Genomic DNA, 14,191 nt, shown 5'->3' on the forward strand with positions numbered 1-14,191 from the left:
TCAAGTTGGTTTTATCAAAATAAGAATGCCATGCCCAAGCCACCATGGTAGCCTTTATCTTGACCCTCTAAATCGACACCTACACTTGCATCAAGTTGAGTACGTTTATTAACTGCATACACTAAGCCTGTACCTAAACCATATTGGTAGTCTTGGCTTTCAGCTTTACGGTAAACAAATTCAGAATAGCCAGAAAGTTTGCCAGCAATTTTATAATTGATTGTTGGAATAGCTGTTACAGCCCAGTTGCTGTTTTGCACTTCGTAACGCATCGTAATTGCAGTATTGATTAAATCATTATACTGATAAGCCACTGCTGAACTTAAACTATAAATATCGTCATGTTCAGTAAACTCATCATTACCCGTTGCAATAAGCGCTTGAGCCAACACAGCCATTGTTAAATTTTCATCATTTAAATCAATCGCTTTTTTTAAGCCGATGCTTACATCACCTAAACCAGAGGTATCTGTCTTTTTACCAGCGCGCTTGGTTTGAGTCCAACCCGGACCTTGCCAACCCAATTGTAATTCTAAGTCTTTCGCCAAACCTGTACGGAATAACATATCGCCATGTACAGTTACGGTTTTTTCTTTCACGCCATCAACAGTTGCTTCTGTATAAGTTGCACTTGGCAAACCTTGTTCCCAAGCTAACTGCCCCACTGGAGTGATACCTGTCCCGAAGCCCGAACCTGGACGGTCAAACGAGAACTCTGCGGCAAAACTACTTCCTGCGGCAACAGTGGTCAGAGCAAAAGTTAAAATTTGAAATGTTCTCATTCTATATTCCAATCAAGTTGTTAGTTCTTTTGACATTTTTGCTCCATGATGGCGCAATAACTCTAGTGTTTCACGCTCTTCTTGAAGCGCTTCTGACCAATCTATTTCATCAAAATCACAATCAAAGAACAACTGACTGATTGAAGATAAAATGGTGAGTCCTTCTTCATCACGTGTGTTTGGATCAACTTTTTCATCAAGTAAACGTTGAACCGCTGGTGCGCATGCCGAACTTGCTGCATCCCATAGTGGACCATAAAATTCTTCTGCATCCCAAAGATGAACATTTGCCTTTGCCTGAATTAAGGCTTCAAGGATATCGAGATAAACTTGTAATGCTTGATCTTTTTCTTCTTTTGATAAGGGAGTGCCTGCTTCATACGCTTCCGAAACATCTTCCCACCATTTAAAAATTCCATCACAAATAATTGATACAGGTGGCCCTTGTTCCGGATCAATGAAATTCGGATCAAGCCCCTCAGCAAGTAATTTTTGTACTTGCGTAAGTTCTAATTCTTCTATGGCTTTAATTAAAGCCTGCTGCTGGGTGGTTAACATGACCATCTCTCAAAAATATATTAGGGCTATTATGCCTAATCTCTGATGAAGATTTTAGAGGTCAATGCTATTGCATTGCAAACCAAAAGTTGTGAAGAGTTTTTATCCGTCTTTTTTATTTTTCATAAAAAAAGCCCCGAAGGGCTTTTTAGCAATTTTTAAACTTCATCATCAATGAATTCTGGTTGACCACCTCTCGGGTGTTCCTTTTTCTCAAAAGTATGTTCAAGGCTACGTTTTAGTTTTTCAATCGCACCGTGAATTGAGGCATCAATATTTCCTGCTTTATGGTGCACTGCCACTGGTTTCAAGCCAGCAGGACGTGCTTCGATCATACAGTGGATATCTTTATCGCCACCTTTGTCCCCATTTTCATCACTAAAATGAACCGAGAAATGTGTAATACGTTCGCTATGACGTTGGAATTCTTGAGTAAGTTCTGCACGTACATAAGTAATTAAACGTTCACTATTATGGATGTTTTTATCTGTGCGGATTTCAATATTCATAAATACCATCCTCTCTTTCTTACTGTGGATCTTTTCTATGCAAAACTTTTTTATGTTGGCATGTTTTAAGCATGCATGAACTGACTTTAATTGTACATTTTGATGGTGTAATGGTTTGTTATCTCCTGACTTAAACGTACCGCTTTTAATTTATTTTGAAGATCTTCATACCTTCAATATCAGTCCATCTATAAAAATATGCAAGCTGATTTTTTAAATTTTTATGAAAAATTGAACAAAAGGAGAGCAATTGTGACCGAATCTTATCTATCTGGAGCAGAACTCATTGAGCAGATTCAAAAGTCTCCTTATTCACGTGATTTAATCGGTTATCACGGACAGCCTCCAGAGGTGAAATGGCCCAACAATGCTAAGATTGCCGTGCAATTTGTGTTGAATTATGAAGAAGGTGGCGAAAAGCATATTGAACACGGCGACGCAGGTTCGGAGCAATTTTTATCAGAAATTATTGGTGCTGCAAGCTATCCAGCTAAGCATATGTCGATGGACTCTATGTACGAATATGGTTCACGTGCTGGTTTTTGGCGCATCCATAGTGAGTTCCAACGGCGCAAGCTTCCAATGACTATCTTCGGCGTTGCCATGGCGCTGGCCCGTAACCCTTATATTGTCGAAGCAATTAAAGAAGCTGATTATGATGTCGTTTCTCATGGCTACCGCTGGCTTCACTATCAAGATACCGACATTGAAGTCGAAAAACAGCACATGGAACAAGCCTTATCAGTTTTAGAAAACTTGTTTGGAAATAAGACTATAGGTTGGTATACCGGACGTGATAGTCCTAATACCCGTCAGTTACTCGCAGAGTTTCCACAAATACAATACGACTCTGATTATTATGGTGATGACCTGCCTTTTTGGACCACACTGACCAATACGGCTGGTGCATCACGTCCTCATCTCATTATTCCTTATACGCTCGAATGTAACGACATGAAATTCTGCTCACCGGGCGGATTTAATAGCTCAGAGCAGTTTTTCCAATATTTAAAAGATAGTTTTGATGTGCTGTATGCAGAAGGTGAAACTGCACCAAAAATGATGTCTATTGGAATGCACTGCCGTATTTTAGGGCGTCCGGGTCGCTTTAAAGCCTTACAAAAATTCCTCGACTATATTCAAATGCACGATCGTGTCTGGGTGTGTCGTCGTCAGGATATTGCAGAATATTGGTTTAAAAATCACATAACTCGTTAGTTGGTTATTAATTTTCCAAATTCATTAGTGAAAGATTAACCACTCTTGGCACTGTTATTGCTAAAACTCTATATCATGATAACGAGTTTAGGAATAACAGTGTTTTTAGCCGAGTTTAATCAAGCCCCATCCGAGCAACTCAAGACTCTGTTAAACAACTGCGTCCATATTCCTGCTTGGGCCGAAAAAATTATTTCAGAACGTCCCTACTCTTCAACATCAGTTCTTTTAGGGCATGCAGAACAATTAAGCCACACATGGTCATGGCAAGAAATTCAGGCCGCTTTAGCAACCCATCCAAAAATTGGGGAACGACAGGCAAAAAAACAACTCAATGCAAAAGAGCAAGATTTTTCAGCTAAAGAACAAGCTGGTATCTCGTTGGATGAACAAACACAACAAGCTCTGCTGCAAGGTAATCTTGAGTATGAACAGAAGTTTGGTTTTATTTTTTTAATTAAAGCAGCCGGCCTCAGTAGCGAAGATATTTTAAAAAAACTTCATCAACGTCTTCAAAACAACTTAGCTATAGAAAAAGTCATTGTGCATGAGCAACTCGCAGCAATTGCTCTATTACGTCTATCACAGGAAGTACAAACATGATCAGCACTCATATTTTAGATACGAATTTAGGTAAACCGGCTGCACAGGTCGAAGTGAAATTGTTTCATGCAGCAACTCACGAACTAATTGCGACCGCAACCACTAATCAAGATGGGCGAGTGAGTGATTTTGAAATAAACAACTTGAGTGAAGGTGCTTATCAACTTGAATTTGAAATTGCTCCTTATTTTGCCTCCCAAGAAGTCAAAACTTTTTTCCCGCGTGTTTGTATTCAATTTTTTATAGAAGACATCAATCAGCATTATCACATTCCATTACTAATCAGTCCCTTCGCCTACTCCACTTATCGCGGCAGCTAATTCAAATATAAATAGGAGAAAAATATGAATCATCGACAAAAGAATGCGATTTCTCCAGAGCATGAGTATTTAGGAATTTCGAAAAGTTTTGCTTATGGCTTACAGCATGTACTTACCATGTATGGTGGCATTGTAGCGCCGCCCCTCATTATTGGAATGGCAGCTAGTTTAAGCTCGGCACAAGTCGGAATGCTCATTGCAGCAGCGCTATTTGTGGGCGGATTGGCAACTCTCATACAAACCATAGGAACAAAATATCTAGGCGCAAAGTTACCGCTAGTTCAAGGTGTTTCTTTTGCAGGTGTGGCGACCATGGTTGCCATTATCACCACAGGCGGTGGTCTACCTGCAGTTTACGGGGCAGTCATTGTAGCCTCTCTAGTTGGGCTTTGCCTTGCGCCCTACTTTTCAAAAATCATTCGTTTTTTCCCACCTGTTGTAACCGGATGCGTCATCACGATTATTGGGCTATCTCTATTACCTGTTGCAATTCGTTGGATGATGGGTGGTAACGAGAAAGCACCCAACTGGGGAAGTGTAGAAAATATTTCTTTGGCACTACTGACCTTAGGTATTGTGATTATTCTGAATATACTACCTCAAGCCGGTATTCGTCGCTTATCCATATTATTGGCGATCATGGCTGGTAGTATATTGGCCTACTTCATGGGTTTTGGTGATTTTAGTCACGTAAGCTCAGGTGCATGGCTGCAATTCCCTCATCTATTTGCATTTGGTTTACCGACTTTTGAGCTCAGTGCAATCTTATCGATGCTGATTGTTACCTTAGTAATTATGACGGAAACCACTGCTGACATTATTGCGGTCGGAGACATTGTAGGAACTGAAGTCGATTCAAAACGTATTGCCAATGGCGTTCGTGCAGATATGTTTTCAAGCGCTATTGCACCTATTTTTGGTTCATTCATGCAAAGTGCTTTTGCCCAAAATGTTGGACTGGTGGCAATTACAGGTATCAAAAGCCGTTTTGTCGTAGCGGCTGGTGGGGTTATTCTCATCATTTTAGGTCTATTGCCTGTTATGGGTCGCCTTATTGCAGCAATTCCTATGCCTGTACTTGGTGGTGCAGGTCTGGTCTTGTTTGGATCAGTTGCAGCGAGCGGAATCCGTACTTTGGCAAAAATTAATTATAACGATCAGAAAAATTTGATTATTGTCGCGACTGCTTTATCAGCAGGGATGATTCCTATTATTAACCATGAATTCTATGCTCACTTTCCAGTTTGGGTACAAACTTTGTTCCATTCGGGTATTAGTTCAACTTGTATCTTTGCTATCTTATTGAATTTGTTATTTAATCATTTACCTTCATTTCGTAGCTCATCTGCCCCTCAATTGAGCCAACCCATAAATACACGAAATACACATTAATGAATTCGTTTTTAGCGCCCCACTTCGGTGGGCTTTTTTTTAACCGTTGATCAAATTTGGCTTCATTTTTGCTTAAGACCCTGTATCCTTAGCGTGCTTTATTTGGGGGGAGATCATTTAAATGCAATTAAAGCAACTTGCGGCTACTTGTGCCTTGTTATCTGCAACAGCCATGGTTCAGGCAAAACCAATTTGGCAAGATTTTAGCGTGACTGGTCTTTATGGTGAAAACTATGAAGTTGTAGACGCAAAAGAAACTACCATCACTTTGGAATATGCAGCAAAAGTTAAATATGCTGATGTGTTCTTCTTCATGGACCGTATGCGCGGTGAAGATGATCATAAAAGTACATATTTTGAGTTATCACCACGTTTAAGCTTAGGTGAAATATCTGGCAAAAAATTGGCTTATGGCCCAATTAAAGATGTGCTCATTAGTACCACTTGGGAAAGTAATAGCGAAAACGGCAACAATTTCGATAACTTCTTATATGGTTTTGCTGTTGATTTAGATATTCCATATTTTAAATATGCGAATTTAAATTTCTACCGTGCAAACAACGAGAAAACTGATGACGATTATCAAATGACATTCGTCTATGGAATTCCATTTAATATTGCATCTGAAGAATTCTTGGTTGATGGTTTCCTAGATTGGTCAACTGCTGAAGGTGACCATGCCAGTGAGTTGAACTGGACAACTCAATGGAAATGGAATGTAGGTAAACACATTTCTCCTGACACACGCCTGTACCTAGGTATTGAGCACTCTGTGTGGAATAATAAATTTGGTCTACAAGGCCGAGACGAAAATAACGTCAGTGCTTTGGTTAAATACCACTTCTAAAATTTTTTATTTAGAAGCATAAAACAGCAAGGAAAAATTCCTTGCTGTTTTTGTTTTAGTCGAGTGGATTACCGACAATATTACTAATAATACCCTGCATAATATGTCCGCCTTGTTCACGGCGTAATTCTGCATACCAAGCTTGGGTAACAGTTTCATCTTTCATATGGGTTACATCACAACGTTTGCGTGCACGAAGCACCAATTCATTGGCACGTTCATTACGTTTGTTTTGATAGCGGCGTAAAGCATCTTCTAGTCCCAAAGTATTAATTTGCAAAGAGCGCGCTAAATAAATCGCATCTTCCATGGCTTGGCAACCGCCCTGTCCAATATCAGGTGTGGTGCTATGAGCGGCATCACCTAAAATCACCACTCGACCTTTATAAAATTGGGTAAACGGTTCAATATCATGTATTTCTACCCGATTGGTCTTTTGCGGGTCTAAGCGTTCAATGAGCTGCTGTACAGGCTGGCACCAATCAGCAAAATATAGTTTTAAGAGCTTTTTATATTCATCCCGATTATTCTCTAAACCTACTGGCAAAGGCACATCTAAAAAGAAATAAAAACGTCCATCCGCAACTGGCATCAGAGATGCACGTTTACCCTCTCCTACATAAGTCGTCCATTGCTGAGCTGGCGCTAAATCTTCAGAGATGTCAACCAAACCATTCCAGTTCACATAACCTGCATAACGGCGCTGTACCTGCTGACCTAACACATAGGCACGAGTCATTGAATGCGTACCATCAGCCCCAATCAGTAAGTCGGCTTGTGTTGAACTACCATCTGCAAAATGTACTTCGACATAATCAGCTTTATCCTCAAGGTTTACCATTTTTTTGCCTAAATAAATCTGATCTCGACCAAACTCATCCATCAGCATATTTTGTAAATCGGCACGTGCGACCGGATAAGGGCGTTGTCCCACTTCTTCAATTAATGGCCGTAAACTGAATTGTGTCATCACATCTCCAGTTAAACCATCTACATAAGCTAAATCATCCATTTGCCCACCAAGTTTGGCGATTTTCTCGGTTAATCCCAGATAATTTAGACATTTCACACCATTCGACCACAGCGAAATTGCAGCACCGACTGGAAGAATCTTTTCAGTTTGCTCAAAAATACGAACTTGGTGACCAAATTTCTTTAATGCAATGCCTGTGGTTAGACCTCCCATTCCCGCACCAATAATCACCACATTCATAACACGCTCCTATAGATATTCACCTATAGGGTGCTTATGCTAAAAACATGCCATCGTTCAAAATTTATTGAGCTTTTCCACCAAACTGGCATGCACCATGCTTATATATTTAAGTATAGAACTGGTCTCAACACGCTCAGTGTGAGTGCAGTTTTAAATGAAAAATCATGTTTTTAACAAGAAATACGGATACTCCATTATGGCAACATTGCACGCTCCAGCTTTTGAACTTCCTGAGATTTTGAATACTAAAACTAATTTGGCGGATGCCCGAATTGGTGCACAAGTGATTGAGTGTTCAGATGATTTCTTTGCAGAAGCAAAGCGTATGCTGCAATTTGAAGCACCTATTTTTGTTGAAGATAAATTCGATGATAACGGCAAATGGATGGACGGTTGGGAGACCCGCCGTAAGCGTCATGCAGGCTATGACTGGTGTATTGTGAAGTTAGGGGTAAGTGGAAAAATCAGTGCACTTGATATCGACACCACGTTTTTCACAGGAAATTATCCTGCATCTGCCTCATTGGAAGCATGTTATGCACCAAATGGTGACCTTACAGGGGCAAAATGGCAGAGTATTTTGGAAAATACCGAGCTAGGACCGAGTCAACATCATATTTTTATGGTCAATAATGATGCAATTTTCACGCATATACGCCTCAATATTTTCCCAGATGGTGGTGTCGCCCGTTTACGCGTTTATGGGGATGTTCATATTCAGGTGTCTGATACAGAGCAAACACTCGATTTATTGGCTCTTGAAAATGGCGGTCGCGTAATTGCCTATAGCGATGCGCACTTTGGACACCCGCGTAATTTGATTAACCCAGGCCGTGGCGTCAATATGGGCGATGGATGGGAAACCAAACGCCGCCGCGCACCAGGTTATGACTGGTGTATTCTTGCGTTGGGTAAAAGCGGAAAAATTGAAAAAATTGAAATTGATACGGCACACTTTAAAGGGAACTTTCCTGCCCAAGTATCGATACAAGCGGTCTACCTTGAAAATGCAACCGATGCACAGTTAATTCCACAAAGTATGTTTTGGTCTTATTTACTAGAAGCCCAACCTATGCAAATGGACCATATTCATGAATATGTGAATGAGATTTTACAGCATGAAAAAATCTCACATATCCGTATTAACATGATTCCGGATGGTGGCATTAGTCGTGTCCGTTTATGGGGGAAAATTGCCAAGTCATGATCATAGATACTGTTCAGATTCAGCCCTTAACTACTGAGAACTTTCAGCCCTTCGGAGAAGTTATTTGTTGTGATGGGCATGATTTTTTTCATATTAATGATGCCCACACCGAACGCTACCATGCGCTCGTTGAAACTGAAATTGAGGGTGAAGCAAAAGCAGGGATCAGTATTTTCCGTAACATCAAGGCCAGTGTCTTGCCTATGGAAATTTCCATGCTAGAGCGACATCCGAAAGGTTCTCAAGCATTTATTCCATTACAGCAACAAAAGTTTTTAATTATTGTCGCACCCGCTTTAGATGAAAATACTCCCGATATTTCCAAGCTCTGTGCTTTCATCTCGAATGGTAAGCAAAGTATTAATTATCGGGCAGGCACATGGCATCACCCTTTGCTTACCTTTGAGGCACCCAGTGATTTTGTAGTAATAGATCGAATTGGAGGGGGTGCAAATTGCGATGTTTTTCAATTTCCACAACCTATAGAAGTTAGGTTTTAAATAAAGAATAATTTATACAGACTTGTCTGTTTAAGTCTGGTTATTTAAATACTGCATACTATTGTGTAATTAAAATAAAAAATCCCCGCCTATTGTGCGGGGATTTTTTTTAATTCTTTTTAAACCGTGATATCAGCTAAGTTACCCTTTTGCTCAAGCCACTGCTTACGATCTGCTGCACGTTTTTTCGCAAGGAGCTTGTCGAGTAAACCTGCTGTTAAATGTGCATCATCTAGATCGAGCTGAACCAAACGACGGGTGTTCGGATCCATGGTTGTTTCACGTAGTTGAATTGCATTCATCTCGCCCAATCCTTTGAATCGGGTAATTTGCGGATTCTTATTACCTTTAACATTTTTTAAAATGGTTTCAAGCTCTTCATCATCTAGCGCGTAATGAACATCTTTACCAATGTCGATACGGAACAATGGCGGCATTGCTACAAATAAATGACCTTCTTCAACCAATGCTGGAAAGTGTTTAACGAATAAAGCACAAAGCAGAGTCGCAATGTGCAGACCGTCTGAGTCGGCATCGGCCAAAATACAGATTTTGCCATAGCGCAGTTCTGACAAATCATCACTGCCCGGGTCTACACCAATCGCAATCGCAATATCGTGAACTTCCTGAGAAGCAAGTACTTCATCAGAAGAAACCTCCCATGTATTTAAGATTTTTCCACGAATTGGCATGATAGCCTGAAAGTTCTTGTCGCGCGCCTGTTTGGCACTACCACCAGCCGAGTCACCCTCGACAATGAATAACTCACTTTCTTCACGCGTTTGGCCCACGCAGTCTGCCAATTTACCCGGTAAAGCCGGACCAGAAACAATCTTTTTACGCTCAACTTTTTTCGCAGCTTTTAAACGTCGACCCGCTTTAGAAATTGCCATTTCGGCAAGTTGCATGGCAATTTCAGCATGTTGGTTGAGCCAGAGCGCAAACGCATCTTTAGCAATATTTAAAACAATATTGGCGGCTTCACGACTCGAAAGACGCTCTTTGGTTTGACCAGAGAACTGTGGTTCTTGAAACTTGAGCGACAAAATATAGTTCACGCCATCCCAAACATCTTCAGCCGAAAGTTTAAGATTACGTGGTAATAAATTACGTAACTCACAGAATTCACGTAGCGCTTCGGTCACCCCCGAACGCAAACCGTTCACATGAGTACCACCTTGTGCAGTTGGAATCAAGTTGACATAACTTTCTTGAACCTGTTCGCCACCCTCTACATTCCAGCAAATCGCAAACTCACACGCGGCACGGTCTGCTTGGCCACTGCTTACAAATGCAGGATTTGGCAAAATTTCACGATCTTGTAATTCATCCATCAAATAATCGACAAGGCCATTTTCAAATTGCCATTCGATTTTTTCATCATTAATTTGATCGATATAAGTAATTTTTAAACCAGCTGCTAAAACAGCTTTGGCTTTTAAATTATGTTTGAGTGCTTTTAAAGCAAATTTTGGGCTATCAAAATATTTAGCTTCAGGCCAGAAACGTACCGTAGTTCCTGTCGCACGTTTAGGTGCTTTACCTTCTAACACCGCTAAAGGAGCAACAGGTTCACCTTGCTCAAATGCCATCTGGTATAAATTACCCTGACGCTGAACTTCTACCTCAACACGTGTAGATAAAGCGTTTACAACTGAAATCCCTACACCATGTAAACCACCTGAAAACTGATAGTTATCAGTACTAAACTTACCACCAGCATGCAGCTTGGTTAAAATGATTTCGATACCACTTTGGCCATATTCAGGATGAATATCAACTGGCATACCACGGCCATTATCTTCAACTGACAATGAACCATCTTTATAAACCGTGACACAGATTTTGTCGGCATGACCGGCTAATGCTTCATCGACAGCATTATCAATAACTTCTTGGGCTAAATGGTTAGGACGAGAAGTATCGGTATACATCCCCGGACGACGACGAACAGGGTCTAAACCGGAAAGAACTTCAAGCGATTGAGCCGTATATTGTGTCACGTTGTACGTTTTCCTTATTTGATGGTGTGCGCAAAGAATTCGATCACTAAGGGTAATTTTTCTTCAAAATCTTCCATGGCATGATTGCCATGAGCATCCGTCAAAATCAATGAGGATGGTGTTGCAGCACTATAATAGCGTTGTGCTTGACGATAATCCAAAATTTCGTCGCCTTGTTGCAATAAGACGAGTATTTTGTCAGCATTTTCAGGTTGTTTCAGTTCCAGTTGTTCTAACTGTCGTAACTGAACATGATCAATTGACCATAGATCATTCACCTTATAAGGCATGCTTTCAACTTGAAATAACTCATCAAACAGCTTCCATGGTTGCATAGCAGGGTTAATCAGTACAGCCGGAACATTATATTTCGCGACAAAATATGTCGCAAAAAATCCACCAAGACTACTGCCGACTAAAGCTACCTTTTCTAAAGACTGAATCATTTCTGAAACTTGTGCTACGACCTGATCTGGAGATCTATTTAAATCTGGCAAATGCACATTTACGCCCAATTCGCTACAATATTGCTTAAGGCTCAGCCCTTTAATCGAAGAAGAGCTGCTATTAAAGCCATGGAGGTAGATAATATTCATATATTTCCCTCTTAAATTGAGAACAAACTCACATTTTTGTTCTCAGTTTGTATATAAAAACGCTATTGTCAGACAAGAAAAACGTCTCAACTTACCATTCATCAGTATTTTAAAAACATGTGTTATTTAAACTACTAAGATGGAAACGTTAGCTGCCGTTCATAAAAAGTACAGCTTAAAACGTCGGTTATAACGTAAATGGGGAAAAGATATGCCGAGCTTAACACCGTTACATGAAACTTATTGTAAATGGGACCGTACGCCACCAAGTCAGGCCGACGTACTAGAGGGTTTAGCTCAACTGTTCAGCACCAGCTTAAATGGTGTACATGAATTAATACAAGTCATTAATATTGAAGTGTTAAAAAATGCTTTTGGTATTAGTGCTCAAAATGCTAATAATTTTCAAAAACGCCCATCTGTGCAAAAGGTCTACCAGTTTTCCTATGGTGCCTTACAAAAATATGGTCGTTATTTTTTAGCGCCGGGTTTACGTCGTATTATTGAAAAGTTTCCGACCCTTCATGAAAAGCCGTTAACACCTACACTACATTTTTTGGTGGGTATTTTAAATGGTATCTTCGGAGACTATCTGCTTAAGCAACATAGTCCACTTGCCTTGCCAATGGTCCTTTACGATCACTACGGTGCAATCCAGCAAGGCGAACTTGCAGGGCGTATCGTAATTTTAGTTCATGGTTTGTGTATGAACCATCTTACTTGGTCAAATGCACACTATGGTGGCATTGTTGAGCGTCTGTTAGCACAGCGTGACCATAACACCATGTTATATTTAAATTACAACACAGGTCGCCGCATTTCAGCCAATGGGCGCAGTTTTTCAAACTTATTAGAAGATTTAGTACAGCGCAATCCAAGAATTACTAGCATTGATCTAATTGGTCACAGTATGGGTGGCCTGGTTTCCCGTAGCGCACTGTTTTACGGTAAACAAAATATGTACCAATGGATTCATATGGTCGAAAACCTCGTCTGTATTGGTTCTCCGCACCATGGTGCAGTACTGGAGCGTTTTGGATTTGCTATACAAGATAAGCTCGGAGCTTTCCCATTTGTTGGGTTACTGGGTCAGCTAGTTAATATCCGTAGTAATGGCATTTTAGACTTACGCCATGGTAGTGTTCGTGATGATGACTGGGAATATATGGATGCCCGTATCGGCATGATGGATGACAACCGTGCGCCGGCTCCACTACCCTCCCATATCAATACCTTTTTAGTGGCAGGAACACTCGAATTTGAAAAGGTGCGTAATAAAGCGCTTACCGTGATTGGTGATTACTTAGTCAGTGTGAAAAGCGCACTTGGCGAACATCCTAATCCACGCTTTCAGCTTAAAGTTCCAGACTCACATAAAGCGGTGTTTTATGGCTTAAATCACTTTGAAATTCAGTATCACTCAAGTGTTGCTGAACAAATTACTCGCTGGCTATATCCTCATGTAAATGATTATGTGCAAGACGGTATTCAAACCCATATTATTGATATGCCGAACTATACGCTAGAAGATTTAGAAGGAATTGTAGAGACATAAAAAAAGCCCAACTTTTGTTGGGCTTCTTTAACAAACTAGCTTTTGTAGAAGAAAGATAATATTTTAAATTTCAACCTTCCAAGCTTTATTGGCAATTACTTTTCCATTTTTTATATTTAAAACAATATTGTAAGCTGCTGTACCACCATTATTAAAAGTATTTAAAATATAAATATTATTATTTAAATAATATATTTTAAAATCAGCAAGCTCGTTCTTATCACTATCTATACCATTTTTAGGAAAAAAGTATTGTTCTATATCATTTTTACCAATTTCTATTTTCTTATCTTTATCCTTAATTATGATTTTATCAAGTTGTAAAAAATCATTATTAGGTAAAGTACCATCAGTACCAAAGAATTGTTTATTCTTAAAATACTTATATTCACCTTTAAAAGTTTTATAAAGTTTAGGATCTAAAATAGCTTTTTTTGCATACACTTCTACTATTATGTTTTTATCATTATAAACAGCTTTTTCTCTAGAATATTGAGATAGTTTAATAGAAGTGTAACTACTAAAATTATTTATTCTATTTTTATAGATAAATCCAGTTACACCATTACTTGCATTAACTAAACAAAAATTATTAGTCTCTTCATCCATCACACAAGAAACAATTTCATTATTATTTAATTTGGTTGTAACTTTCGAACTTAAACTTGAATTTTCCCTTACATTCACATACCCATCTTTATCTTGAATAAAACCAAAATCAGCATATGAAGCTTTAATAGATCCAATAATGAAAGCGGTAAAAACTATAAGTTTAAGATATTTTTTCATTTAAGCTAAGCTCGTTATTTAATTTGAATTTCTATTTTATAATAATAGCAATATCATATTTTAAGCTGATATTACTATTATTAAATATAATCAAAA

Annotated in this window: 15 protein-coding genes; 8 read left to right on the forward strand and 7 right to left on the reverse strand. The window is 39.4% G+C overall.

Features of this window, described 5'->3' with window-relative positions:
• Positions 1–14: 14 nt before the first annotated feature.
• From MKL35_RS08690 to MKL35_RS08700, 3 genes are all read right to left on the reverse strand, one after another.
• Positions 15–782 carry a transporter gene (locus MKL35_RS08690; protein WP_002053755.1) on the reverse strand — a complete coding sequence of 256 codons (768 nt, stop codon included), beginning with the start codon at positions 780–782 and terminating at the stop codon, positions 15–17.
• A gap of 12 nt (positions 783–794) precedes the next feature.
• On the reverse strand, positions 795–1,340 hold the full coding sequence (locus tag MKL35_RS08695; protein WP_004711466.1) for an ankyrin repeat domain-containing protein: 546 nt from the start codon (positions 1,338–1,340) through the stop codon (positions 795–797).
• A 158-nt stretch (positions 1,341–1,498) separates the two neighbouring features.
• Positions 1,499–1,849: an HPF/RaiA family ribosome-associated protein gene (locus MKL35_RS08700; protein ID WP_002053923.1), complete on the reverse strand. Its 351-nt coding sequence runs from the start codon at positions 1,847–1,849 to the stop codon at positions 1,499–1,501.
• A gap of 252 nt (positions 1,850–2,101) precedes the next feature.
• Between MKL35_RS08700 and puuE the strand changes: the two genes are divergently transcribed.
• The 5 genes from puuE (at position 2,102) to MKL35_RS08725 (ending at position 6,229) form a co-directional block, all read left to right on the forward strand.
• Complete coding sequence (gene puuE, locus MKL35_RS08705; protein WP_032011035.1) at positions 2,102–3,067, forward strand: allantoinase PuuE; 966 nt, start codon at positions 2,102–2,104, stop codon at positions 3,065–3,067.
• A gap of 99 nt (positions 3,068–3,166) precedes the next feature.
• Positions 3,167–3,670, forward strand: coding sequence for a 2-oxo-4-hydroxy-4-carboxy-5-ureidoimidazoline decarboxylase (gene uraD, locus MKL35_RS08710; RefSeq protein WP_004884938.1), 504 nt, complete (start codon positions 3,167–3,169; stop codon positions 3,668–3,670).
• Positions 3,667–3,990 (forward strand): hydroxyisourate hydrolase, encoded by a 324-nt coding sequence (uraH, locus tag MKL35_RS08715; RefSeq protein ID WP_032011037.1) that lies wholly within the window; start codon positions 3,667–3,669, stop codon positions 3,988–3,990. The genes uraD and uraH overlap by 4 nt, the downstream gene beginning before the upstream one ends.
• Before the next feature lie 24 nt (positions 3,991–4,014).
• Positions 4,015–5,382: a nucleobase:cation symporter-2 family protein gene (locus MKL35_RS08720; RefSeq protein ID WP_065286467.1), complete on the forward strand. Its 1,368-nt coding sequence runs from the start codon at positions 4,015–4,017 to the stop codon at positions 5,380–5,382.
• A 121-nt stretch (positions 5,383–5,503) separates the two neighbouring features.
• A complete protein-coding gene (locus MKL35_RS08725) occupies positions 5,504–6,229 on the forward strand; it encodes an outer membrane protein OmpK (RefSeq protein ID WP_002053945.1) in 726 nt (241 codons plus the stop codon).
• A 55-nt stretch (positions 6,230–6,284) separates the two neighbouring features.
• Here MKL35_RS08725 and hpxO read toward each other — a convergent pair whose 3' ends face one another.
• Complete coding sequence (gene hpxO / locus MKL35_RS08730; protein WP_032011044.1) at positions 6,285–7,442, reverse strand: FAD-dependent urate hydroxylase HpxO; 1,158 nt, start codon at positions 7,440–7,442, stop codon at positions 6,285–6,287.
• 199 nt (positions 7,443–7,641) lie between these two features.
• Between hpxO and alc the strand changes: the two genes are divergently transcribed.
• The gene (gene alc / locus MKL35_RS08735) at positions 7,642–8,652 is read left to right on the forward strand and encodes an allantoicase (RefSeq protein WP_031953558.1); all 1,011 of its coding nucleotides are present in this window, start codon (positions 7,642–7,644) and stop codon (positions 8,650–8,652) included.
• On the forward strand, positions 8,649–9,152 hold the full coding sequence (locus MKL35_RS08740) for an ureidoglycolate lyase (RefSeq protein ID WP_032011048.1): 504 nt from the start codon (positions 8,649–8,651) through the stop codon (positions 9,150–9,152). The genes alc and MKL35_RS08740 overlap by 4 nt, the downstream gene beginning before the upstream one ends.
• A 119-nt stretch (positions 9,153–9,271) precedes the next feature.
• Here MKL35_RS08740 and parE read toward each other — a convergent pair whose 3' ends face one another.
• Together parE and MKL35_RS08750 are read right to left on the reverse strand one after the other, a co-directional pair.
• Positions 9,272–11,155 carry a DNA topoisomerase IV subunit B gene (gene parE, locus MKL35_RS08745; protein WP_000195970.1) on the reverse strand — a complete coding sequence of 628 codons (1,884 nt, stop codon included), beginning with the start codon at positions 11,153–11,155 and terminating at the stop codon, positions 9,272–9,274.
• Between the two features lie 14 nt (positions 11,156–11,169).
• A complete protein-coding gene (locus tag MKL35_RS08750) occupies positions 11,170–11,751 on the reverse strand; it encodes a YqiA/YcfP family alpha/beta fold hydrolase (protein WP_032011049.1) in 582 nt (193 codons plus the stop codon).
• 211 nt (positions 11,752–11,962) lie between these two features.
• Here MKL35_RS08750 and MKL35_RS08755 point away from each other — a divergent pair, with 211 nt between their 5' ends.
• The gene (locus MKL35_RS08755; protein WP_209796400.1) at positions 11,963–13,306 is read left to right on the forward strand and encodes an alpha/beta fold hydrolase; all 1,344 of its coding nucleotides are present in this window, start codon (positions 11,963–11,965) and stop codon (positions 13,304–13,306) included.
• A 63-nt stretch (positions 13,307–13,369) separates the two neighbouring features.
• Here the strand turns inward: MKL35_RS08755 and MKL35_RS08760 are convergent, their stop codons facing one another.
• Positions 13,370–14,095, reverse strand: a complete 726-nt coding sequence (locus MKL35_RS08760; protein WP_032011053.1) for an SH3 domain-containing protein — start codon at positions 14,093–14,095, stop codon at positions 13,370–13,372.
• Between the last annotated feature and the right edge of the window lie 96 nt (positions 14,096–14,191).

The organism is Acinetobacter sp. AOR41_HL, assembly GCF_027854645.1.
Taxonomy (GTDB): Bacteria; Pseudomonadota; Gammaproteobacteria; order Pseudomonadales; family Moraxellaceae; genus Acinetobacter; species Acinetobacter nosocomialis.